The sequence below is a fragment of the Acidithiobacillus ferrivorans genome, from assembly GCF_016250455.1.
In the GTDB taxonomy this organism is placed as follows: Bacteria; Pseudomonadota; Gammaproteobacteria; order Acidithiobacillales; family Acidithiobacillaceae; genus Acidithiobacillus; species Acidithiobacillus ferrivorans.
The window spans coordinates 1010457-1035319 of record NZ_CP059488.1 but is presented as its reverse complement, the minus strand read 5'-3'; the positions used below and the strand labels follow the sequence as shown (position 1 = coordinate 1035319).

Annotated in this window: 16 protein-coding genes; all 16 read right to left on the bottom strand. The window is 53.6% G+C overall.

Translation table 11 applies throughout. From position 1 onward, the window contains the following. Positions 1-5: 5 nt before the first annotated feature. Positions 6-4007 carry a beta strand repeat-containing protein gene (locus H2515_RS05285; protein ID WP_198661097.1) on the bottom strand — a complete coding sequence of 1334 codons (4002 nt, stop codon included), beginning with the start codon at positions 4005-4007 and terminating at the stop codon, positions 6-8. 12 nt (positions 4008-4019) lie between these two features. After that, a complete protein-coding gene (locus tag H2515_RS05280) occupies positions 4020-5537 on the bottom strand; it encodes a ShlB/FhaC/HecB family hemolysin secretion/activation protein (protein WP_232821567.1) in 1518 nt (505 codons plus the stop codon). Between the two features lie 277 nt (positions 5538-5814). Beyond that, on the bottom strand, positions 5815-6162 hold the full coding sequence (locus H2515_RS05275; RefSeq protein ID WP_198661095.1) for a hypothetical protein: 348 nt from the start codon (positions 6160-6162) through the stop codon (positions 5815-5817). Beyond that, the gene (locus H2515_RS05270) at positions 6159-9848 is read right to left on the bottom strand and encodes a bifunctional serine/threonine-protein kinase/formylglycine-generating enzyme family protein (RefSeq protein ID WP_198661094.1); all 3690 of its coding nucleotides are present in this window, start codon (positions 9846-9848) and stop codon (positions 6159-6161) included. The genes H2515_RS05275 and H2515_RS05270 overlap by 4 nt, the downstream gene beginning before the upstream one ends. Before the next feature lie 20 nt (positions 9849-9868). Continuing rightward, the gene (locus H2515_RS05265; RefSeq protein ID WP_198661093.1) at positions 9869-10591 is read right to left on the bottom strand and encodes a PP2C family protein-serine/threonine phosphatase; all 723 of its coding nucleotides are present in this window, start codon (positions 10589-10591) and stop codon (positions 9869-9871) included. Further along, on the bottom strand, positions 10588-12123 hold the full coding sequence (gene tagF / locus H2515_RS05260) for a type VI secretion system-associated protein TagF (RefSeq protein ID WP_198661092.1): 1536 nt from the start codon (positions 12121-12123) through the stop codon (positions 10588-10590). Before tagF ends, H2515_RS05265 begins: the two co-directional genes overlap by 4 nt. 4 nt (positions 12124-12127) lie before the next feature. Next, positions 12128-15646, bottom strand: a complete 3519-nt coding sequence (tssM, locus tag H2515_RS05255; RefSeq protein WP_198661091.1) for a type VI secretion system membrane subunit TssM — start codon at positions 15644-15646, stop codon at positions 12128-12130. Positions 15647-15651: 5 nt separating this feature from the next. Continuing rightward, a complete protein-coding gene (gene icmH, locus H2515_RS05250; protein WP_232821566.1) occupies positions 15652-17001 on the bottom strand; it encodes a type IVB secretion system protein IcmH/DotU in 1350 nt (449 codons plus the stop codon). Positions 17002-17005: 4 nt separating this feature from the next. Then, positions 17006-18343, bottom strand: coding sequence for a type VI secretion system baseplate subunit TssK (gene tssK, locus H2515_RS05245; RefSeq protein WP_198661089.1), 1338 nt, complete (start codon positions 18341-18343; stop codon positions 17006-17008). 99 nt (positions 18344-18442) lie between these two features. Next, positions 18443-19699 (bottom strand): type VI secretion system-associated FHA domain protein TagH, encoded by a 1257-nt coding sequence (tagH, locus tag H2515_RS05240; protein ID WP_198661088.1) that lies wholly within the window; start codon positions 19697-19699, stop codon positions 18443-18445. Positions 19700-19701: 2 nt separating this feature from the next. After that, positions 19702-20259: a DUF6931 family protein gene (locus H2515_RS05235; RefSeq protein WP_198661087.1), complete on the bottom strand. Its 558-nt coding sequence runs from the start codon at positions 20257-20259 to the stop codon at positions 19702-19704. Between the two features lie 13 nt (positions 20260-20272). Continuing rightward, the gene (locus H2515_RS05230; RefSeq protein ID WP_232821565.1) at positions 20273-22249 is read right to left on the bottom strand and encodes a type VI secretion system Vgr family protein; all 1977 of its coding nucleotides are present in this window, start codon (positions 22247-22249) and stop codon (positions 20273-20275) included. A 152-nt stretch (positions 22250-22401) separates the two neighbouring features. Continuing rightward, a complete protein-coding gene (locus H2515_RS05225) occupies positions 22402-22689 on the bottom strand; it encodes a PAAR domain-containing protein (protein ID WP_198661085.1) in 288 nt (95 codons plus the stop codon). A gap of 12 nt (positions 22690-22701) precedes the next feature. Next, complete coding sequence (locus tag H2515_RS05220; RefSeq protein ID WP_198661084.1) at positions 22702-23139, bottom strand: hypothetical protein; 438 nt, start codon at positions 23137-23139, stop codon at positions 22702-22704. A 507-nt stretch (positions 23140-23646) separates the two neighbouring features. Further along, positions 23647-23859: a hypothetical protein gene (locus tag H2515_RS05215; RefSeq protein ID WP_198661083.1), complete on the bottom strand. Its 213-nt coding sequence runs from the start codon at positions 23857-23859 to the stop codon at positions 23647-23649. Beyond that, complete coding sequence (locus tag H2515_RS05210) at positions 23852-24847, bottom strand: DUF3626 domain-containing protein (protein ID WP_198661082.1); 996 nt, start codon at positions 24845-24847, stop codon at positions 23852-23854. Before H2515_RS05210 ends, H2515_RS05215 begins: the two co-directional genes overlap by 8 nt. Positions 24848-24863 lie beyond the last annotated feature (16 nt).

The following is a 24863-nucleotide window of genomic DNA, read 5'->3' as shown; positions in this document are numbered from 1 at the left end:
TACATTTATACCGTTGATATTGTGAGCCAGAGCCAATGCACCGGCCGAATCCAGAGTGACATTCCTCCTGACAGGCTTGCGTTTAAAACCAGAGGGCCGCTCGCCGTCGTTAGACTGATATTGCCGGAACCATTGGACGAATTGAGCGGACCATTGACCGTCAGACTCTGCGCGTTGTCCAGGCTGAATCCGGCAGCCGTGAAGTTGCCCAGATCGGTGATCATGTTACTACCGCCAAGCGTCGTGCTTCCCACCGAGCTGCCGGTCAAATCGGTGGCGTTGATCAGTCCGCCGGTGCCTTCTCCTATCGTGCCCGCCGAAGTCAGGGTGGTCGTCGTTCCATCCACCGTGCCGTTAATCGTGAGGTTGCCGCCGTTCGTCGTCAGTGCCGTACTGCTGCCACCGTTCACCGTGGCACCGCTGGACACCGTCAGACTCTGCGCGTTGTTCAGGCTGAATCCGGCAGCCGTGAAGTTGCCCAGATCGGTGATCATGTTACTACCGCCAAGCGTCGTGCTTCCCACCGAGCTGCCGGTCAAATCGGTGGCGTTGATCAGTCCGCCGGTGCCTTCTCCTATCGTGTCCGCCGAAGTCAGGGTGGTCGTCGTTCCATCCACCGTGCCGTTAATCGTGAGGTTGCCGCCGTTCGTCGTCAGTGCCGTACTGCTGCCACCGTTCACCGTGGCACCGCTGGACACCGTCAGACTCTGCGCGTTGTCCAGGCTGAATCCGGCAGCCGTGAAGTTGCCCAGATCGGTGATCATGTTACTACCGCCAAGCGTCGTGCTTCCCGCAGAGCTGCCGGTCAGGGTGGTCGCGGTTATGACCCCAGCGGTCTGATCAATATTACTACCCGATTCCAAATTTACATTTATACCGTTGATATTGTGAGCCAGAGCCAATGCACCGGCCGAATCCAGAGTGACATTCCCTCCTGACAGGCTTGCGTTTAAAACCAGAGGGCCGCTCGCCGTCGTTAGACTGATATTGCCGGAACCATTGGACGAATTGAGCGGACCATTGACCGTCAGACTCTGCGCGTTGTCCAGGCTGAATCCGGCAGCCGTGAAGTTGCCCAGATCGGTGATCATGTTACTACCGCCAAGCGTCGTGCTTCCCACCGAGCTGCCGGTCAAATCGGTGGCGTTGATCAGTCCGCCGGTGCCTTCTCCTATCGTGCCCGCCGAAGTCAGGGTGGTCGTCGTTCCATCCACCGTGCCGTTAATCGTGAGGTTGCCGCCGTTCGTCGTCAGTGCCGTACTGCTGCCACCGTTCACCGTGGCACCGCTGGACACCGTCAGACTCTGCGCGTTGTCCAGGCTGAATCCGGCAGCCGTGAAGTTGCCCAGATCGGTGATCATGTTACTACCGCCAAGCGTCGTGCTTCCCGCAGAACTGCCCATCAGAGTGTTCACCTTCAAAACGCCGGACGTCTGGTCAATGCCTGCTTTGCTGCTCGTAAGACTAAGATTCCCGCTGGATGTCACGTCTTGGTTCAACGTTAATCCCCGTGACCCGGTCAGCGATACGTTCGCACCGCTCAGATTCCCCGGCGTCGTCAGCGTACCGCCATTGGAGGCCAGTGTCAGATCGCCGTTACCCGTGTTGATCGCCCGAGTCGGCAATGTCAAGGTTCCACCCGCAATAAGACTGAGTAAGCCATTGCTGCCATCAGTGATCAATGCGATATTCAGATTGTTTGCGTCCTGGATCGTTATACCCGTACCGGTTGCCGTCACCGCACCGGTGAAATCATTGCCACTATTGCCCAGCGTGATCCCACCTGTGCCCGCATTGAAAGAGGAAACACCCCCAACCGTCAGCGCATCACCGCTCGCCGTGTTCTGCGTGATCGCCCCTCCGCCACTCGTCGCATCCAGGGCTCCACCTACCGTGCCTGTGCCCAAATCCAGCAGTCCACCACTGGTTGCCGTTAAAGCGCCCGTATCCAGGGTGCCCAACATGAGCGAACCCTTATCCGTGATCTGCGTCGCTCCACCCGTCAGACTCACCGCTCCACCGAATGCATTGCCCGTATTCGCTAGCGTGATCACACCTGTGCCCGCATTGAAAGAGGAAACACCCCCAACCGTCAGCGCATCACCGCTCGTGGTACTACCCTGTACAATCGAACCTGTATTGATCCTAAGGCTCCCGGTTCCTGTGTTAATTCCACCGTCATAACCGTCGCCAATAATTACTGAACCGTTACCAGCACCGGTATTTATATCTACATTACCACCACCAGTACTTATATTTGCGTTACCTGTCTTTCCAATATCGACAGCAGCAGAGGTGTCAGTACCCGCAGTATATGTTGTACTTATTGATGAACCTGAATAATTTGCCCAGAGATACAGGTTAAGGGACGTGGCAGAACCATTTGAAATACCTGCGTTCAGTATAATGCTTCCAGCTGCCTCAAGATAGAGTGAACTGGTGCCGCTGTAAGCAGCGATAGGAGCATCAACAGTAATACTACCAGATCCAGATCCACCAGTCCCTGTAAATATATAGACGTCAGCACCACCAGTAAGAGCGTTATTTATTGAGATATTATCTATCGTAGAGCTGCTACCTGTAGCAGTAAAATCAGTTGTTGAACCAGAAGCGGATGTGGTTATGCCACTGCTTGTGCTTGTATTAATAGTTACATCATAAGGATCAAGCAACCAACTTCCTGCATCACCAGCACTCGCTGAGGCATCCACCGACCCATAGACATTCAACCCATTGGGAGCCGAGGTCTCGACCTGTCCCCCATTACCGCTTTGCACGCCACCATTGGCAGTGATGGTGCCGTAAAAATTATTGCCCTCATTGCCCCAGACCATGACGGAACCGCCGTTACCGGACTGGTTAGCATTGGCATTTAGGGTCGCGCTCGGACCGATATAACTCACAGCAGCGGTGGGCAGGCCTTCGGCAATGTTAGGGCCGTCACCAACATTAATACTGCCACCACCTTGAGCGCCTGAAACATTGACATCACCGGTCACACCAACATCTTGGTCAGATAGAATTTCTACATTGCCACCTTGCGTTCCTGTGGCATTAATAGTCCCACTATCGAGTGTGTTGCCGCCATTGGCGATCAGACGTACAACGCCACCATTCGTGTTGATGCCAGAGGCAATAATGGCGCCAGTATTATTGACCAGATTCGTGAAAATGTTGCGCGCCGCAGAAGCTTGTAAAATGACCGTACCGCTGTTAGCTTGCAGAGTACCATTGTTCACCACTGCCGTATGCTCTGCGGCCAGTTGTTGCTTCAACTTCCCGGTGATCTGAACATCAATCAGGCCATGGTTGCCAAAATTGAGTACTGCCTGATTAGCGCCATCAAGGTTGATCTGCCCATAATTGGCTACTATCAAACCATCGTTGGTAACCTCTCCACCCAGCAAACTTACCGAACCGCCGCTTGCGGCATTGATTATACCGTCGTTGACAACGCTCGCTACCGATCCATTGGCGTTCAGATCGTACTTGCCTTTCATAAAATCCGAAGAGGTCATCCCTAATGAGCTGGCCACCAATCCACCGACATTCAACTCAGCCGTTGGGCCAAAAAGAATGCCATGAGGATTAATCAAAAACACCTGACCGTTCGCGTCCATATGACCAAAAATTTCACTAGCGTTCTGACCGACAACGCGATTTAGGGCGATTGCCGCTACCGAAGGTTGAACAAACTTTACCGTCGCCCCACTACCTACATTAAAAGAACCCCAGTTCAATGCCAACTTTGATGTGGCCTGATGAATGGTCATCGAGGATCCACTTTGCGAGATGGAGCCGATGCCACCAGCAACCGAGCCACCAGTAGGCAACACGGTCGCACCCACTCCCGCCACAGCGGTATGGCAAAACATGGACAGGCTTGCTACCACTGCCATGTAAAGCAATTTACGGCGTGGCAAAGTCATGTGCGCTACGCACTGCATATTCCGGCCACGCGCTCCATAGCAAACCATCGGACGCGAAGATGCTAGTGTTTTACTCATATATTCTTCCTCTCAAAACTGCATACTCAATGCTGAGTAAATCTGATAACTGCGTGTAAGCGACGCACCCCGCAAGCCTATCGGAACAGCGTAATCCAGCCGACACTCAAAATCATGAAACCTGGCCAAGTGAAAAATCAGACCGGCACCGACACCATCGAAGGACACGGTTTTTGTTGTGCCCAGCTGATTGCCAGCCGAATAGTACCCACGTGCATATTGTAAAAACGTATCAAAATCCAATATTGAACCCCACCGCTCACCCAAAAACGGAGATTTCATTTTTCTAAAACCCGGTGCCGCAACACGATACCTAAGTGAGGTATAAAACCCGCTGTCCGTTAATGCACTGCTAATTGGATAGGCCCGTACGCTTCCTGGTCCACCAATCGAAAACCGCTCCAATGGTGGCAGTATATTCTTGGTATATTGCCCTACCACCTTAAAGTAAATCCGCTGACTGTCCGGCAAAAACTGCAAACGTGTAAACGACAACTGCCCCACGGTGAAAATGTTGGCATGGTTCGGACTGATCAAATCCGGCCGCAATGAGTGTCCGCCAACAGACTGACGCAAATTCAGTTGCAGCAAGTTGATCCCGCGGAATCTTCGGTCAATCTGATCCATCCCGAAACCGAGATCGAGCACATCGAACTGCTCATTGGACAGCGGTACGCCAAGGCTACTGATTTTCGCCTGCTCATCAATAAACTGTAACGACGTCTGCATCTTCAGGTTTTCGTCATTAACAAATTTCCAGTTCATCCCTCCATAATACGACAACGTGGGCCCACTGATGTGCAAAGCAGAAAAGGGGCCATTATTAATCTGCAAAGTACTGCGCGTGGCGCCTACGAAAGCTTTAACCCCTGGCACCAGCACAATAGGCACAGAATACCGGAGTGAACCGTACAAACTTTGACTGGGATCTAAACCATAGTCGAGCATCGCCACCAGACGATCCCCAATCCCCAGTGGATCATCCCAGCTAGCCCCCAGCAATACACGATAAAGCCCTGTATATGCGGTACCGTAGTTATTCACCCCCACGCTGAAATGGTAAGGATGCGGAACGTCATGAGCAATCAGCAATACATTCGTTTGTCCGAGCTTCGCTCCGGGTACCAAAGTAGCGGCAACGGACACACCCGGCATATCGCGATCATATAAAAGTGCAGAGTCTACCGCATTTTTACGCAAAGCCTCGCCTTTGAGGTGATTTGCAGATGCCGCCAGAATCCACGGATAATAGCGTTTTGCGCCCTCGACTATAACTTTACCGACCTGCCCCTCTAAAACACGTATCTTAATGATCTGATCTTTCCCAATCGTTTGGGCCGGAAGAAAGGCTGTGGCCACAATAAATCCGGCCTTGCGATAACGCGTTGTGATGGCATTGGCAACACCTTGAAGCTGCTTAAAGCTGAGATCAGCCGGCTCTTCTGCGGTTCCTCCAAGCTTCTTATAAAGCGAGTCGGCAAATTTTTGGATGCTGGCAGGTGTGATTCCCGCGTTCGCGTGATCACCCACGCCTTCTACACGAAAACCACGTACAGCTATACGCGGCACTTTAGCGGCAGATTTTGGATGTCTGTGGTTTACCGCCGGGTCGCTCCTAGCGGGACGCGGAGGAGTGACCACTAGGCGACCGGGCGCCCCCCGCACCGGGGCCGAAGGAGCATTTTGCGCCCATGCGGCACTCCCGAACAAGGCCAGTACTACAGATGTAGAAACCAAAACAACTCGCAAGATGCTACTCCCGTTATAATGACGTATCTGCCGATGACAGCCCAAAACAACAAAAACCTCATCCACCGCGCAAGCTCAGATAAATAATTATTGCCACAACAATAATACCGACAGTACATGCCATTAAATATTTCCCGTTTAAATACGGACGCGGCGTAAATAATTTCGGATTTGCCGCTTCAGGACTCTTGGCATTGTACGCCGTCTTGTTTTGAAGAGTTTTGGCCGACGCCGCTCCCGACTTATCAATGGATACTCGCGCGGTCACCACATGACTATCGTTGATCAGCGAGGTCAGCAAGCGGCGGCGCCGTTCCCGATACTCTCCGCGCGTAATTCTGGCCATAAGATGTGCACGATCCAAAGCGTGCAGACTGCGGTTTATTTGCCGCTCTAATTCTGTCATTTCATTTTCCTGAGCACACGGAAACCGACATCTTTACGAGACGAACTGGAACTGTGGCGGTAGGCATTCACCGTACAGGAAGACCAATAACTGTTATAACTGCCTCCGCGCTCGCCAACCCCTCCACTGGGAAGCATGACCCATTGCCAGACGTCACCCGTCATATTCACAAGACCCCAGGGGTTCGGATCGCGACCTATCGCCGGGATTGGGCCACCCGCACCATTATTGCCATTTGAAGAGGGCGGCAAACAGTCGCTGTCGGGGGCCTGATTCCAGTTAACATTAGCCTGCGCGGCATGCAACCACTCCGCATCGGTGGGAAGCGTATAGATTTGTCCCGTCTCACTACTTAGCCAGTGGACATAAGCCTGCGCCTCACTCAGTGATATATTCGTGATGGGCATGTGTCCCGCGTAAGAATAAGGAACCGCAACGGCCTTGCACTGGTGCGAGGTGGTACAAAAGCTATTGAACTCATTGATAGTGATATCGGCGCGCGACAAGGCATAGGGTTTACCGCTGCCGGGGCTTCCGGGAATCACCACCATTTTGGGACCGCGTTGGCCATCGTGCAGCAAACTAAAACATATACGTCCGCTTCCTGCCATTCCAGGCTGGGCGCAAGAACCATGCCGCGTAGTCGGCACGGCAACGGACTTTTCGGCTTTCTGCACGACGCTGGGCAGAATTTCGGGCATGATGACAGCTGCCTTCGCTTCTGGTAGCACGGCAGCTTTCGTCACCGGATTAACTGGAGCCCGCACGACAGGCGCCTGCGGAACATTCGGGACAAAATTTTTCGGTTTCAGCACGCGCAACATGTTGGATAGTGTGCCTTGCGGAAGCAGCCCACGCCGCTTGAGCTCATTTTCCAAATCCTGAACACCTCTCGTATATACCTTGAGCAAGTGCGTCAATTGTGTCTGCAATTTCTGATAATCAGCCGCTGCAAGCGGTTGGCCATGCGCACTGATTAAGGTCGTTGCCAGACCATACAGATTCTGGGCATTCACCAAACCGGGAAGCGGGCCTAACGCGGTGATGCCAGCAGCGAGGATACTTTGAGCGCTTTTATACTTGCCGCTTTGGAAAGCATCATGCGCCAAGCGCTGGTAGGCCGCAGCAATCAAAGCCGGAGCTTGTGCCTTGATAAAAGGATTAGTCGGTTGTAGCAAGCGGAGCTTGGCCAGGGATTGCTCGGCCTGGACAGGATCATTTGCCGCAGCAGCCTCTCTTACCGATTCAATGCGTGACGCTATTTCTGCCGTTGCTGCTTCTTGACTTAGTTGCATCTGCTGTTGCTGTTGCTGATGCGCCAGGCGCTCACGCTGTGTGACAAGCTGCGGAGAATCGGGCACATAGTGTAAGCCAAACCGGACCATCTCAATATTCTGGGGCAGACGTGCCACATTGTTTTCTTTGCTCACCATCGCAGCAATTACATCAGCCAATTTGCTCGCCATCTGCCGGGTGGTTGGTGATGGATGCGCTTCTAACAGCGCCATTGCGGCAGCCACTTGGCTTTGCCACGACGTGGTGTTTTCGGGTGAGCCAATCAGCTTTGCCAATGCAGATTGAGCTTGCGTTACGGTCTGAAAGCGCTGCGCGGCTGGGGCCGTGGTAACACGCTCGCTGTTCTGCAGAGCAGCGAGCTGCTCAGCGCGTACCGCAAGACCCTTGGAATTCGGGAACAAACGCCGAGCCAATGCAAGCTGCTGTTGCGCCTGGTCAATGCGGCCGGCCACAAGAGATTGACCAATCGCTATGTCATATTGGATTTCCAACTGCGTGTTATTCAGAAAGGCACTGGTTGGATCAATCGCCCGAATCTTCGTCCATGTAGCCACCACATTGTGGGGCTGGTCCTCAAAAATGGCGCCCTTATTGATGCGATCCATCAATTGGATATCAAGCGTGTTGAGCAGGCTATTACGTTGTCGATCGATGCGCCGATGTTCGTGATCCAGCAGCGGGGAATAGAGCCGTAACTGGTCCCTGACCTGAAACACGTGTTCTGCGCCTGCGAAATTATAGCGACCCCTATCAGGATTCCAGTCGCTACGAATACGGCTTAGCAGAAAATTCTGAATCTGGGTGCCGTCCTGAAGAACAATATCCGTGCGGCTTTCAGCACCCAGACTATTTAATGCCACCAAAGCCTGGCGGACACTGACGTAGTGATGCGGATCAGTCGGTGAAAATCGCGCAACAACATTAGCTACCTGCTGCTCATACAAATAACGATCAAGCCCCCATCCTCCTAATCCTAGCAAAATCACCGCACCCGCACCGTAAGCCATTGGCCACCCATAACGCTGACACAGAGAAACATCGCGTAACCCTTCTACGAGTTGTTCCACGTTCTTCAAACGCTGAGCGCGGGTAAAAGCCACACTGTCGCACAACGTCTTGTACTGACGTCGAGTTAAGCCTGGTACTGCAGGTGGTCGCCGTCCTTCCCGTTGCGCAACTTCTGCGCTGGCTTTGTTAAAAGGATGTTTGCCGGTCAGCAGCTCGAAAATGACACAACCGAGGGCATAGATGTCATCAGAAGATGTCGGTTCCTCACCCTGGATCATTTCCAGACTCGCATAGGCCGGTGTCAAAGCGCCCAGGGTACCTGCATCAAAAAGCGTTTTATCCTCTGTGGCATCCCCGCTTGCATGTTGGGCAGCTCGTGCAATGCCAAAGTCAAAGACTTTGGGTACCCCATCGCGCGTCACCATGACGTTGCCAGGTTTGAAGTCGGAGTGCACTACATTCGCAGAATGCGCACGCTTCAATGCCCACGCCATGCCTTCGATCAACGGCCGCGCCTCCGCCAGGGACATACCGTTATACGCACGTTCCCGGATCAACGTCTTTAAATCAGAACCATCAAGGTACTCCATCGTCATGAAAACGATGGTTCCATCCTTGTCAAAATCAAATACCCGGACAATATTGTCATGTGCCAACAATTGCGAGCGCCTCGATTCCCGCTGTAGCGCGATCAGCGCGTCCGGGTGACGCCGAAAATCATCATTCAGTACCTTCACAGCCACATAGGGATCCCGATCCCGTGCTTCGACCTTACGTTCATCGCGCGCCAGAAAAACTACCCCCATACCACCGCGCCCGATTTCCCTTTCGAGAAGAAACCGTCCCTTCAACAACATACCGACTGTCGCAAATTCGCCGCCTTCAGCTTCTGCGATACGGCGCCAACTGGCTGTGCCTACGCTGCTGGAAGCTGTGCCGACACCCGATGACCCCGACTCATCAGTTTTTGACCCAGTACTTTCCGTTGCGCCGGCCGCAGCGGGGAGAAATACCGTCACCTCGTCCTGTTCAGGAGCGCGATGCACCGGCTTCACAACGGTATGGTCGTCTTCCGGCCCCGGCCGGGCCCGGCTTTTTGGCATAATCACCGTCGCATCGCTTTCCACCGGCTGGACTACGGTGGCATCGTCTGTGCTGTCATCAAGCGCAGAAACGGCCTGAACCGCAGCAATCTTGCTTTGGAGTTCACGCGCCACTTGTACGTCAAGTTGACCTTCCTCACAGGCCTGTTCAAGCAGCAAATACTCTGCACGATGGTCTGCCTCGGGCACCGCGCCGCGTATCTCAATTGCCGCTATCACAGCGGACAGCGTCATGGTTCCCTGCTGCAAGGCGGTTATCAGTTGGGCAATAGACTTCATCTCGTGTTTACCTTTATTCATTAATATAATTGCACAACGATAGCCGCCATATTGTCACGACCCCTACGCTCCATACCGATCTCAATCAACCTGTCTGCGAGGACTTCAGGTTCTTGTAGGCGCTTGAATTCCACTTCGATCTCATCATCAGACATCTCTTTATTGATACCATCCGAACAAAGCAAAAACCGCATGCCCGGGCGACACCCAGCCACTACCCAGTCGATAAACAAATCATGCTCAGCGCCAATCGCGCGCGTTAGCACTCCCGCCCCGGGAGCCGGTTGTACCGACGAACCACCGCCGAATTGGGTAATATCCTGTTTAATACCGCCATGCACATGATCTTCCGTAATCAAACTCAAGCATCCTTGCTCACAGCAGTAGCCCCGACTATCACCTACCCAGCCACAGAGCATGAAGTCTGCACTGTGCACCAACAGCACCAGGGTCGTACCGATGACATCGACACCACGTTCAGCAGCCGTGCACAGCAAATCGGTGTTCACCTGTACTACGGCATCCTCGATCGCTTCAATAAAATCAAATATATTGCCATTGCGCTGCACCTGACCAAGTCGATCAACGAGCAAACCACTCGCATAATCGCCAGCAGAGTGCCCACCCATACCATCGGCCACCACCCATAAACCAACATCATCCCGTATCAATATGGCATCTTCATTGTGTTTACGGACTTTGCCGGTCACTAGTCGACCTGTAGAAGCGTAGCGTAGCGTCATCCTTTCACCTCAATCACTTTAATCGGCCGTTGGCCTGACCGGCCGCAAGGTTGTAATGCCGCCGCAATAAAAGCGCATGCGGCTTCGCAGGATGACAAGGCGAACGCCTGCGCTATCAATCCATCGGATAATTGTTCAATAACACTTTGGGTTGCGACCATCAGGAAGCGGTCGCCCGGCTCCACTTTACATAAATGCGCTGCGCTATCCGGAGCTGCGTCACCACCCAGCCCGGCCATTACCCCACGCACCGGCCTCTTCATGCCCTGGTCGGACTCCACCTGTGCGTGGGGAAGTGACCAAACCCGTCCTCCACGCCATTGCCAAGCCGCAGCGGGTCCAATCCACATCAATTCGGCCACATTTTCCCGAATGAGTAATGCAATAATGGCAGACTCTTCTTCTACCGGATTCACAAGATCATCGCGGCGATCTGCCAGCGACTGATGCATGGCCAGCAGTTCAGTACGTAACGTGGAGAGCCCATCCACTCTTTCATTGCTAAAGCGCGTTTCGACAAGTTCCACCACTTTATTCGTGGCTTGCCGATGAATGTCTGGCAGGCCTTCATCAGCCACTAACAGGGTGAGCCCACAGTTCTCCATGTCCACCATAGCAATTCCATACGAGTCATGAGGAACCTCAGATGTCCCTGCCCCAGGGAAATCATCGGAATCGAAGATCTCGTTACTCACCCTGCTACATTGCGGGATGCTGCTACCCACCACTGCATCGTCCAGCACGATTATAGAAACCTCAGATGGTGCGAGTATTGTCGGGCTATTAGTGTTAAAGCTCAGACCGGCAGGAACCGGCCAGACATCCGACCCGCATGCGCCGTCCAGAAACCCTGCGTAAATAGCAGTCTGCGGCAGTCCCCGGGTTAACAGCACAGTAGGCTGAAGCTGCCCGCTGCCCTGCATCGTCCACCACAGACACCAGGACCCGGGGCTCTGCGTCAGCTGTGACCACATTTCGGCAAGCCAGCAGCTGACAGCGTGATTGCCCGACAGGGGGATGCGCCATTGTTCGCTGGCATGCCAATTTATTTCATGCATGGTTGACCACGGATGTGCCACAGCCGTGTCCAAGGGATCTGGCAGTCCGGTAACATGGGCATCAAAAGCATTCACACCGCCCCGCTCCGCCGATTGCCCATGAAAAAAAACCTGTTCCAGCGCAGCAAACCAGCTATACCCACGCTGTATTAAATGTATCGGTGAAACCGCATCCATCCCCAATGACGCGGCGAGTACCATGGGGAAGCAGCGACCGACACGATCCACTGACGGCCCCAGCACTCCCGCCCAGGCGGCTTCCGTACAGACTCCAGGCGGCAATACAAAACGCCACAATGGACTGCCATGGTACGCAGCACTCCACTGATCTCCGAGCGACATCCGTGTGGCACTGACCGCTTGCTCCCAACTACGATCCCAAACGTCCACAAACCCCGGCGGCAGGCGTCGCTGCACGAAGTCGCCGACGCTGGGCAATTTGCCAAAGAAACCAACCGGAGCAATGCCTTGCATCGCCTCAACCTCCGCACCGGAAGTTCTGAACCACGGCATTCAAAAATGGATTAACGAGATTGCTCGCTTTCACGGTGATGGTGACGGTCTTTCCTCCGAAATTAAATTGTGCCGGGAACAGCAAATCCGACTTCCGCTGCAAATGAGCGGCCTGCAGCGCATGGAAAAAAGCCCAGTCACCCTGATAATCAAAGCGGCTAATCAGGGTACCACTATCGTCGTAAGCGGCAACGGACACCTGCCCGGGATGCGGTCCCGGCCAGCGCATGGTATCACTCGAAGTGGTCCCACCTGGTTGATACGTATAGATTTGACCATCAACATCTATCACCAATTTACTAATTCCAGGACTCAGGACGGGGTTGACGAGGGTAAAATCCACCACTGGGGTGCTACTACGATGAAAATACATTTTCCGGATCTGATCCGCCATTTGCATTTCACGCAGAAGTCCCGGGTGACCATGAATCGCGCCCGGGCCACTTTTCCAACGCCAGACAACGCCATTGGTATTAATCAGTTTCTCCAGCGTCCGCGTATAGAACGTGTCAAATCGTCCCCCCGTACCGAACAGTTCGGCAAAGTTTTGCAGCGGAACGCCTACCGCGCTTTCTGGTGAGAATGGATAGCGCCCGTTGACCACTTCTGCGCAGTTTTTTCCCACTGCCTGCTGATATTTGTTCTGCAACGCACCTTCCGCGCCGCTGGCCATGAGCGACTGCGTGTCTCCCGTCAGCATAGAAAGCCAGGTGGAAACGGGTGACGGTAGTTGTGCGACCTGCTGTTGAGCGAGCTGCAGTTGTGGGTTGGGATGCCCTGATGGCACCACAGAGCTATCGGACATCGTCAGCAAGGTCTGACTCAACTGCTTGAGCACACCAAAAACCTGATCAATGGGCTCCGATCCTGGTGATCCCTGCGTCAATTCGTCTATCGACTTAAAGTGCGCAGCAATGGCAGCCCCGGGTTTTTCGACTGGGGCCGAACCGTTACCGGACGCCAGGGCTTGTTCCAGCGCGCTCTTATCCGCAGCGTGCTCGGCATCCTGTTTCACGGCTTTCAGCTTTTGAGCAACCGCGGTTGTGGGCGGTTTACGCATCATATCGCTGGTATTATGTCGCACAACCAGCAACAGCGCCTTCAGAGGAGAACTGGGGCCGGACAACTTAGCGGCCAATGCACTGGCATCCAACAAATTGCTGACCGGTTGCAACTGCAGATTGCTGATCAACGCATCCCAGGTGTGAATGTAATCCTGCTGATACAGGCCAAGCACCTGATCAACCAAATCGGCTTGCTGAACTGTATTCATAGGCGCTGCGCCAAAAACCCAATCGTCCTTGGTGAACTGATCCACTGCTGCCTCGATACCTTCATTCGCCTCATGCTCAAATACCGGTTGCGTATATAGGGCCGGTATCTCAGTAGATAAGGGTGTACCATCCTTATTCTGGAACACGTTGCCGAGGAGGCCCAATTCGTCACTCAGGCGCAACGGCGCATATTGCGCACTTTTTTCCTTCAGCTTCATACTGCTATAAATCAGCGTGGTCATGTTGGCGGAGCGCAGGGTGTTGCGTGCCCGCTCCACCAAAGTCGCATCCGGAGAGAGCGGATGCAGCGCACCGGGTGTAGTTACCAATACATGAAGATTTTTTGCGAGCGCTTTTTGAATAACAGGCACATTGGGGAAGAGCTGCTGCCATTCTATATCACCCAAGGTCATCAGCTCATTGGCATTCATATGCCGAGGCTCGGCCAGCATGAGATAACCTTTGAGAAAGTAATAGAGTTTTTGCGGATCTGCAGCGTTATTCGTAATCCCCATCCGGAACTCTGAAGCCAAACCAGGCAGCAATAAACCATTCAACTCCCGAACGTAGGCTGCCTGTGTTTGACCAGCCACTTCGTGCCCCTGGTAAAGCCCAAATCCCATCTGCCATGGCACATGGTTGTGATACTTCTGAGCCGCTGCCTGTACTGTAGACAAAGCATCCAGCCGTTCCAAAACACGCTCAAAGTAGGTTTTTTGGGTCGTGGCACGGTCAATATTGCCCTTCGCCGGAAAATGTTTCAGTGCGGCGTTTACGGACTGCAAATAAGCAGTATTTCGCATATAGCTGATGGTTAGACCGGTCAAAAGCAGTCCGGCCACAGCCAGAACCACTGCATAAGAGGCTATTTGTAGCATCGCCTTGCGCCGTTCCATCGCTGGATTTGTTCCTGCGAAACCCGATTCGGCAAGCACCACATCCTGTAACAGACGACGGATAAAAAAGGTTCGCTGCTGCGCCCCCGGTGCATGCAATTGCGCGGCACCCACCCCAAAAGTGCGCGCCACGGCCCCCATCATGCGATCAATGGGCGTACCTTCCTGCGTGCCAGAGGTTAAATACGCCCCGCGCAATAAAGGCTGGGTGCCATATTGGTGTGCGCTGAAAACCCCCTCCGTGAATTGCTTTGCGACCTTGCGAAGAGCGTTCAACTGTTGCGGGAAAGACAGTATGGCTGCACGCCGGGTTTGGTCGTGCTCCGCGTGCAAGCGCTCCAGAACCCGGGTGTTGAGGCGATCCATCAGCAGACCGAATTCTTCGTCGAAGTCCTTCGCAGCACTCCCATCCATGGTCTTGGCAACAGGGAACGTGAACCCCCAGACCTGATTACGCAAATCGGGGGTCAGGTCATCAAAGAACTCGGTAAAGCCCGCAATAAGATCACACTTGGTAAATACCAGATAAGCCGGCACACCAATATGCAAGTGTTTACTTAATTCATCCAGGCGCCGACGAATGGCCTGAATGTGCGCATACCGCTCAGCATCATCTAGGAGCAACAGATCCGACATGCTGAGAGCGATGATCACGCCATTGATCGGGCGGCGCTTACGATATCTTCGCAGCAGATGCAGAAAATCTACCCAAGCCGACGCGTCCGCCATCTGATCAGAATCCTGGGTGGTATAGCGTCCCGCCGTATCCAAAAACACGGCTTCATCCGTAAACCACCAGTCGCAGTTACGGGTGCCGCCAATTCCACGCAAGGCATCCTTACCGAAACGGTCGGACAAGGGAAAATGCAGGCCTGAGTTTTGCAGAAGCGTACTTTTGCCCGAACCGGGAGGGCCGATCACCACATACCATGGCAGGGTATAAAGATTACCCCCGCCCCGACGGCCCTTGCGCAAAGTGTCTATCGCTTCCTGAAAACGCATCTGTAACTGCGCTCTTTCGGCACTTCCGCGCAAGTCCTGGTCACTTGTGCCCGGTGATGCGGCTTGCCCGGCCATATCCGCAGACAAATGCTTGGTTTTGCTCCGGGCACGTAGTTGCATAATCTGCAGCCAGGCTGCCCAGACGACAATAATGAGCAGGATGGCCACCAACCGCGCCACCACGCTTTCCAGCGGGTGAAGCGTGCCGATGCCCAGATAGGGTCCGCCAAACCATACCAATATGGACAACAGAATCACGCCGATGAGGGTGATGAACCAACCGGATTTGAGTGGTGCGATAAGTGTTTTCACCGTGTTCAACCCTCAGGGATATAGGTAATTTCGATGCGCCGATTGCTCGCACGCGTTGCGGGCAACGCGATCGGATGGGTATCACCGGCACCGACATATTCCAGCCTTCCGGGATTATCGATCCACTTGTCGAGGATATTGACCACGGCATGAGCGCGCGCGTCAGAAAGCACAAAGTTGTTCGGGAAACGGAAAGTATGAATCGGCACACTGTTCGTATATCCGATCACAATCACCCGACCACGAAGTTGATTGAGGGCCAGCGCAATTTTTTTCAGCAGTGGCGATTCCTGCGGGCTGACGATGATAGAACCGGAGGGAAACATCGCTGACGCACCAATACGCACTATTTCCTTGCCCGCCGTTTTCTGAATAACCGCGAGTTGTCCCGCACGAATCTCGGGCGCCAGCAATTGCTGCAGGGTTTTGCGAGCCGTTATGGGTTGCGTCCGGGCGAGATTTGCCGCATCCGGGGGCACTGCACTCTCCAGACCAATTTCGGACAGTCGCGCACTAACCGGAGAGACCGAGTCATTCAGTCGCACAAAGAAGAATAAGAAAGCTCCCAGCAGAATACACGCTGCTGCTGCCCCGACCACCCAAAGCGGAATATAGCGGATCAGCGGGTTACGACGATCCTGAATACCGCGCCAATGCGGAGCAAGCTCCTCAGCGGGGGCCATGCGCTGTGCACGAATCCGCCGATACAAGTCATCCTGGATATCGGCTAATTTGGCACGTCCGCCAGCCTCAATCGCATAACGCCCGCCAAAACCCAAGGCAAGACAAATATACATCATCTCTATCAGATCAATATGACGAGAAAAATCAGCAGTCAATCGTTCCAGAATCTGGAAAAACTTCGCACCACCATAAGATTCGCTGTGAAAGGTAACAAGCAGTGTCTTCTGCGCCCAACCGCTCTGCTCTCCCCAGGGCGCATTCAGAATGGATTCATCCAGCATCGTGCACAATACATATCGTGCGGCGGTGATCGTTTGCGTAGAAATACCCGCAGTCTGTGCACCCTGCTCAAACCTCCGCACCTGCGCTACAGACTGCTCGCGTAAGCGCGGCATATCGGGTAAATCCACGCTGTGGCGCAATTGCACCGCCAACAACAACAGCGGGCTGGCTAGTTGCACCAGCGGATTCATGCCCCCGTGCAGAAAGACCTCGATGTCTGTCGGTGTTGTTGACCGAGCAGATGGAGCGGGAGCAGGCGGGACAGCGGGAGATGGGACCGCGCCGGCACGGGCAGCTGGTGAAATATTTGCAGCATTTGCCCCACGCGGACGGACAATGGTCGCGTCACTCATGGAATCATTTTCATCTGGACCGTTCATGTCACTCATCGCATCAACCTCTGATAGCCCAAAGTTGTAACTTCAGCCCGGCGAAACCGCTACCAAAGTGAAAAGCAATGCCCCCGGACGTTTTCAGCATTTGCCACATCTCCGAATGCTTATCGAATTCGAAGTACAGGTAGCCGGCATTGTAAGGAATCTGCCGTGGGGCAACGGGCATCGGATTTACAGCTATGCCAGGCAACTGAAGGTTCACCAGATCACGGATTTTCTCCACGGAACCAATTTTGGACTGTGCGGGCAATTGCCGCCGCAAATCTTCTGATTTGAGATCGGCTTTGGCCGCGAGCACAAAAGCCGCCGTATCGAAGAGCGTCGAGTCGGGCACCATCGCCACCCAGACACCAAACTTGCGTTCATCCAGCTTAATGGGTATCGCGGTCTGCTCCATAACGGCACTGAGACTATTGCGCAATGCCACAATGACCGGCTCAAAGGTCTCGCGGAGTGCTTCGTGACGATAAGGCGGAAAAGCGGATGGCCGCTTACCCGGCATGGTAAACGTGGCCAGCTCTCCGGCCATTGCCACCAACATGCGGTAGAGATCTTCAGGGTGCTGTATTGGAGCCCCGGCAAGATGCGCCACTAGGGGTTGAGACCTGTTTACCACCTGCAATAGCAGAAAATCGGCAATTTCAGCCGCCCCCCCCCGATCCGTCAACGCCACACGACTTGCCAGTGCCTCACCGCGTTGGTGCAACAAGCCCAGTAATTCCGTCAAAAATGTCATCAAACGCGGTACCGCCTGACAACTCAACCCCGTCGGCATAAACGACTCATCCAGTATCACCCGGCGATCGGAGCGACACTCCACAATGCGCGCCACGGGTATCTGGGTCAGCCCTTCCAAGGGCTGGGATTGCGGCAGCAAACGACTGCTCATCCCACCGACTTCCAGGGGAATCGTACCATCGACGCTCCCGGACGCATCCCGCACCTCTACCTCGCGCACCCGAAAGCGAAACAAGGATTCGGACAGTGCGCCCGCACGCCCACTGTCCGGCGTAGTTGGGGAACGCAGCGGTAGCGTCAGGAAAACGGTTTGGTCCCGCCAGTTGGCATCCACGTCCAACGGCGCCGGCAAAGGATCATCATGAGGCATCGAAAAGGGCGTACCGTCGGGGAATACGCCCCGCGCACTTTTTATGCCCAGCTTACCAATGGACAGCAGATCGTTTTCCAGAACCAACTCCTGAAAACCCCATCCATAAGGCCGCAACGCCCCAGCACGTAATTCCACAAAACGCTCAAGATAACGTTCTTGCTGCTGCATATGCTGCGGCTGCAGAAATAGCCCTTCACTCCAAATCACTTTATTTTGCTGCGTCATAAATTGCGCCTGTTTGAAACATCAGTCCTGCCGTGCCAGTGAGCGTCGCAGCTGGGAGGGACGGTATCCAACCCGGATGATCTGCCCCATGGTCCAGAATCATCGTGCGGCCTTTCGTGCCGATTTTAATTGCGCTAACTGCACCTCATACGCCCTCGCGAACTCATCTCCGAATAATCGCCGAAAACAATCATCCGGGTCTTTCATTAACGATTGAAAATGCTCCGTGTATCTTTCCCAGTAACGGCCCTTGCCGGAAAAAGCGGAGCGTTTTCCATTCCCATCCGCCTCACGTTCCAATCGCTCTGGTGCAAAATGTGCGAGTAATGCATCAAACCCGGCGCGTATCCCCGCAAGCATCGCCATTTGATGGCAGCGAATGTCGTCAAAAGCATCTTCGAAGGCGGTCGGACCGGAAAGAAACGCCGCGTTGGGTGCGGCCATAATTTTCTGTACAGCCTCTTCAGCCGTCACCGCAAACTTGAGCGGATTATTTTCTGATCGCTGCACGATGGTAACCGGCAAGCGGAAATTCATTTTGATTTCGGCACGTGTCCGCAAAACCTCCATCAGGCCGTCTGCCACCACCCGTAACATCTCCGCAACATCTGGCGGCAACGGTGGCGTGGCCTCTGCGGCCACTGGAGCTATCGGGCTGACCGGAGGCAATGGTGCAGGAGTTGGCGCTGCCGCCTTAGAACTAAAATCTCCCTTGGTCATATCCCAATCTTCCGGCAACGCGGGTATCGTGGGGGAGACCATTCTGGGAGGATGGAAATGATCCTCCATACCTGGACTGTGATTCCAGTTTGCTAGCGGCGCATCATCTGACCCGCCCGGCAGCGCGCGCCCCGATCCCAGCGGCGCTTCCAGAAAACTCAAGGGATCAAGGTCTGCAGCCAAGCCCTGATGTTCTTCGTCCGGTATCAAGTTTTCAGAAGAGGGTTTCCGAGCAACTCCCCCGCTACCCGGCAATAGATCAGACAAATCACTCTCTGGAGCGGGATATTCAGTCGGCGGCAAGGCATCGTTTCCGCTCTGAATGTTAACCGCCATTTCAAAGGTATCGATCTGAAGACAATCGCCCTCTTTTAAGGACGCAGGATCCCCACGGACCAGCGCCACGCCGTTCAGCAACATACCATTGGTGCTGGCATCCTCAATAAAGTACATGCCATTGAGATACCGAATGATGGCATGGACACGCGACACTCCCGCAGCACTGAGCACCCAGTCGCAATCCTCAGACCTGCCAATGCTTCCCCCGGAACCAGCAAACACTTTTTGACTCCGGCTGCCAAATTGCGCAGCCTGCCGACCTTTCACGGTAATAACCAATGTTTGTACCGTTGCCACGTTCACCCCTCCTTCTTCATGGATGTGGCAGTACCTTCGACGTTCAGCAGTGTCATCGCCCGGCTGATAAAGGCACGGCGCCGCAATGCAAACTGATCTGGCACCAGAGCAGCCATCAGATTCGTTGCAGCCACTACCGCACAGGCCGTTAAATGATCAGCTGGTGGCACGGGAGTATCCTGCGCCGCTGGTGCAAGACTGCCTCCCGACCATCCGGCGGCGGCGGCCAACCAGGTACCCAGGGTTTTGTATCCACCGGCATTAGAAAATTCAAACGCCGCGCGGCGATGATCCTCAGAAGGATCACGTAGCCACGCCTCGGCGAGAGAAGCCCCGGCTTTATCCTCAATATTCAACGGCTCATCACGGGCGCACTGACAAAGCCAGGCCACGGCGTAGCGTTTGGGCAGCAATCTTGCCAGGAGCTTCAAACCATCCTGTGTTTCGCCCGCATCAAGCAGCGTCTGAACGGCAACCTCCGCACGCATATCAGGCCGCAAATGCGCACAGGACGCCGGCGACAATTCCATCTGACTGGCAGCCTGCAGAATAATAGACACGGACATTCTCCTCTTAACCAATCGTAATAATGCCGCCAGAAACCTGGGTCATTGCCTCACCCTTAAGCGTTAACATAGCGCCCTTGACTGTTGCCATGGCGCTTCCAGACACCTCAAGAGTGGCATCGGACTGCACTTTTACACTGGCATCACCCGTAATTTCAATATTGACGCCCGTAATCTTAATCTCTCCTGAACTGTTCATCGTGATACTGGATGCCCCCGTTACCAACTGAATCTGGCTCCCCGCTTCCAGCTTGAAGCTCTGTCCGATTGACGTGCTACCTTTGCCATCGACCGTCAGTGTGTCGTTGTTATTCACCGTGTGTTTGCGGTCGCTCTTGACGGTCAACGTATCGTCTTTATCCACTGTGTGACTACGGTTGTTCTTGATGGTGCTGACTTCATCGTGACCAATGGTCACGGTGTGATCATTCACCACATCTTGATGCATATCTTTTTGCGCATGAATGGAAAAATCTTCACTACCCTTTTTATCCTCAAAACGTATTTCATTGTAGGTACTGCTTGTACCATCCGGGTCGCTTCGACTCTTGATGCCACTTTGCGTCTTGTTGTCCGGTAGCTTGTACGGAGGCATATGCGTCGCATTGTAAACACTGCCGATTATCAGCGGCTGGTCCGGGTCTCCCTCTAGAAAGCTGACCACCACCTCCTGGCCAACCCGTGGAATATGGATCGCCCCCCAGTTCTTGCCCGCCCAGGAGGAAGCCACACGCACCATGCAGGAATTTTGTGCATATTTCTTATCCGGCTTATTCCAGTGGAAAGTCACCTGGACACGTCCGTTTTCGTCTACCTCAATATCCCCGTCCGTCTTGCTGCCGGTAACAATCGCCGTCTGTAAGCCAGCAATAATGGGTTTCGGTGTGTTCTGCGGACTCCGATAAGGCTGTTTACTGGCAATAGCCCGAAAGCTGCAGGCAAAAGGCACTCCGCCACCTTCACCCGAAGCGAATTCCACACCCTCCAATTCCATATCCGTGCCGACCACCAGGTATTCCTGATTCAGATTCGGAATGGGAAAGTCCTTGAGCTTAAACAGATTGCCGGTAGCCAAGCCCCAGGCATCCGAAGCACCCGTGTGCAGCAAATGCCCGGCGTTCAAAGCTTGAGTCTGAACTTGTGCGTAGCGTTGACCCGTCGTCGATTTTTCTGCATTCGTATAATCCCCCGGAAAATCGAATACGGTCAGACCCGCTATATTGTGATAGCTCGGGTCTTTTTCTAAAGTTGCGGTATCCAGCATGGTGGCTGTCGGGGCCATTGGATCAAAGTCGGTCAGTTCGCATTTCAAGGAGTTGACCGATCGTGCTGTCGTCCAGACACTGACCGATGCCTCGTTACGACTTCCTCTCTGGGTCGGGGGGCTGTAAGGAATGGTCGCGAAGGGTGCTACCGCTACATGTGCCCCGCTGCTGTCCGCCAGCACCATGGTGTGCTTACTGGATGTATGTGTGAAGAAATAATAAATACCCTCCTGTTCCATCAGGCGACTAATGAAACTAAAATAACTCTCACGGTACTGCACACAGTAGTCCCGTTTTGGATAATCCACGCTGAGGTTTTGATCTAAATCGCTATAACCGATTTCAGACATAACCGTTTTAATGATGTCGGGAACACTACTCTTAGTAAAAATGCGACAGTCTATTTTACGCGTCAGCAACCAAGGTTTCGGAACCAGTGTCACCACGTAACTGGCATAGCGCACGTCATTTATGGTTTCGTAACCGGCCTGTTCTGCCGCACAGACCATCCCATTAAAATAACGCTTACTACCCCCGCCCTCAGGCTTCATATTCACCGTCATCATGGTACCCAGTAGTTCGCGCAAATCCACCGTTGCTGCCTGGCTCAATATCTCCACCCGAAATGAAAACAATTGGCCAAGATGTTCACTTCCGCTCATGCGCCGGAAAAGCAATGTATCCTTGCAATCTGAGGTCAAAGTGATTACATAAGCCAACTTTTTAATCTCCTAATATTATGAGCTTTATTTCCCGACAATGGGTCAATGTCGAGGCTTTAATAAATTTTTTTACTGACATAATCAATGATATCTGGGCATTGCATATATTTGTCTAAACTCTCAACAATAAGTTCATAACATCTCCAACATCAGCCAATTAATACCGTAAAACAGCCAAGAACAATGGTTCCGCCATGCGCGGTACTGTCTCCCATGCGCGCCGCTGGCAGGCCGCCGATCAACACAGTAGGCGAGCCCATCACGATAGTGTCTGGTGGCCCCACGCAGATCGCCATGTCGGTGACGCGCGCGGCCGGCATGCCGCCGATCAGCACCGTCGGCGCACCGGGGCCAGCAATGGGTCCGCCCACGTGCGGCACCAGCACGGTAACCATTGGACAGACATGCAGATCGGTAAGACGAGCGGCTGGGGGCATGGCCGACACTCCTCAAAAGTTGATGCAATGTCCGGCTGCGATATGCAGATCGGTTTCGAGTCCGTCGAGGATGGCAGCGTCCTGGGCCGACAGTTGGGCGTACGACTCGCCATCGAAAGACCCGTTGCGAATGAGTCGCGAAACAGCTTCAGCTCCTTGCGCGGACATTCCGGCATTGGCGAGAAAGGTATCGACATCGCTCTGCTGTTGCTTCAGATCACTGTGCTTCCACCTACCCACCTTGATACTGTCGCTGATGTTCTTTGCCAGCCCAATAGGCGAGCCCTTGTAAATCGCATACATGCCCATGACCGCGAGGATCTTGGACTTCTTCACCTTCGTATCAGCTGCTGAGAACTGTCGGCCAAGGTTCTTTTGTTGACTGATGCTCTCTCTTGCGCCAAAAAAGTGCTTGAGGCCGACTCCAGTTGCCTTCATCAATTTATGCATGACATGTTAACCTCGATATTGTGTGATTGCTCAAGGATCAAACTGGCCTTCCAACGCCTCTCGTCCTCACTTATTTCCTCAACCTGCCAATTAAGATGGGCAATTATCTGCGTAGTTATTCCTTCGTGGAAACGTTTTTAAGAAGTGAATTTAACCCCGTTTCCCCGGTTATTTTATTTCGACGAATGCCCATCTGATAGTACCAATAGTTACGGTCGCAATATACGCGTTGTTGACCACACACAACATGCGCCCTGGAGAGCAAGACTCCATCACGATGTGCCATATTGATCCTTGCCAAACTTATGCTTATCCATGAATTATGCCCTCAAGCAACTCAATATGCGCACGAACATCCCCGTCCTTATCACCTCGGGGCGGCATTTTGTCTTCAAGCATCTTGCAAACGGTCCATATGTACTTGTTTTCTTTACTCGGCGTAGCACAATAAGCTCAAGTGCGGTTTCGTCTTGATGCTTGCGTCGCTGGCCTTGAGCACCGGTGCCATCACCTTTGGTCTTGTCGGCCCGTCACCACGGGGGCTTGGGGCTCGGCCTTCAGCACTTGACTGCTGCCATCCCAGTCTTTGAGCAGGAAGATCTCTCCATCCTTCAACGCGCGCACCTGGATGATGTGCGAGGCGAGCAACGGGTTGTCGACTGCGCATCCACTCTCCCATGCGTCCGAGAGTCGGCTTCCAAACTCCCTGCAACTAGGCATTCAGGACTTCGACAATCTGGTGGAGGTGGTAAATCTTAGCCGGTACGCCATGCTTTTTCGCGAACTCTGAAATGAGGTATTTCATGGTCGCCAGACTCCGCTTGGCCGCACCGGCCTCTCGATCCAGAGTGGACTGCCCGGTCTGTGTCTGTGTCAGTGCCACACGTATTTCAGCTAGATCCCGAGACCACCGGACACCGCCGAGAATATGTGCTTCCACATAACTTGGGGGATGCTCCGTCACTAAATATTTGCCCTCCGTCGCTTGCATCAGAGCCGTCAACTGGTTCTCGGACATGTTCACGATCAGGGTGCCCATCTGGGCATAGGTGCATATCTTGTTGCGCTGCAGTTCAAGCTCGGTTTCGTCGGCTTTCGCGAATTTGAGTGACTGATCGAATGTGTCGGTATGGATGAAAGTGCTGCGCAACAGCACCTGGGGCTTGAATACCAGCACGACCGAACCATAAGCCGCAGCCGCACCGTATGGATGTCGCGTGAAATTTAGTCCGGCGTAGACCGGTCTCGTCATCGCAGCCTCCCTGATCGGTACGTTCCAGTCGATTTTGAAGCCGAAAGCGCGCTCCTCGACGGCCTGCCGGGTGAGGTTGTAGTTGTGCGGCTTTCCTGTCTTGACTGTCCACATGGTCTTGACTTCATCACCGTTGTAGAAATCATCGGTGGTGAAGAGCTTTGCCGAGACGTTGGTCGTAATTTCGGAGTGCTGCAACGTCCGGACAGCAGCGGCATAAAGGCGCTGAACATCAAGTTTGATCTGCTTTTCGCTCATGCCCATGGCTTTGCGAATGACATATACCTCGGCAATCCGCTGCATGGCGGACCGGTCGATCGCTTTTAAATTCTTGTGCTCCCTGTATGAGAAGTCATCAAGAATCTGCTTTTGCGCCGGGGTAAGCATCGCGTACTGACCGGCCGCCGCAGGATTTCGCTGTGCATAAGTCTTCTTTTTGCTGGAAAACAGTGCCATTGTCTCGCCCCCGAGC

What these genes read in the sequence shown, in the direction of transcription:
- H2515_RS05265 (WP_198661093.1), bottom strand. Translation starts at nt 10,591, where the DNA reads ATGACGCTACGCTACGCTTCTACAGGTCGACTAGTGACCGGCAAAGTC.
- H2515_RS05215 (WP_198661083.1), bottom strand. Translation starts at nt 23,859, where the DNA reads ATGCCTAGTTGCAGGGAGTTTGGAAGCCGACTCTCGGACGCATGGGAG.
- H2515_RS05225 (WP_198661085.1), bottom strand. Translation starts at nt 22,689, where the DNA reads ATGCCCCCAGCCGCTCGTCTTACCGATCTGCATGTCTGTCCAATGGTT.
- tssK (WP_198661089.1), bottom strand. Translation starts at nt 18,343, where the DNA reads ATGACGCAGCAAAATAAAGTGATTTGGAGTGAAGGGCTATTTCTGCAG.
- H2515_RS05275 (WP_198661095.1), bottom strand. Translation starts at nt 6,162, where the DNA reads ATGACAGAATTAGAGCGGCAAATAAACCGCAGTCTGCACGCTTTGGAT.
- H2515_RS05210 (WP_198661082.1), bottom strand. Translation starts at nt 24,847, where the DNA reads ATGGCACTGTTTTCCAGCAAAAAGAAGACTTATGCACAGCGAAATCCT.
- tagF (WP_198661092.1), bottom strand. Translation starts at nt 12,123, where the DNA reads ATGCAAGGCATTGCTCCGGTTGGTTTCTTTGGCAAATTGCCCAGCGTC.
- H2515_RS05270 (WP_198661094.1), bottom strand. Translation starts at nt 9,848, where the DNA reads ATGAAGTCTATTGCCCAACTGATAACCGCCTTGCAGCAGGGAACCATG.
- H2515_RS05220 (WP_198661084.1), bottom strand. Translation starts at nt 23,139, where the DNA reads ATGCATAAATTGATGAAGGCAACTGGAGTCGGCCTCAAGCACTTTTTT.
- icmH (WP_232821566.1), bottom strand. Translation starts at nt 17,001, where the DNA reads ATGAGTGACATGAACGGTCCAGATGAAAATGATTCCATGAGTGACGCG.
- H2515_RS05285 (WP_198661097.1), bottom strand. Translation starts at nt 4,007, where the DNA reads ATGAGTAAAACACTAGCATCTTCGCGTCCGATGGTTTGCTATGGAGCG.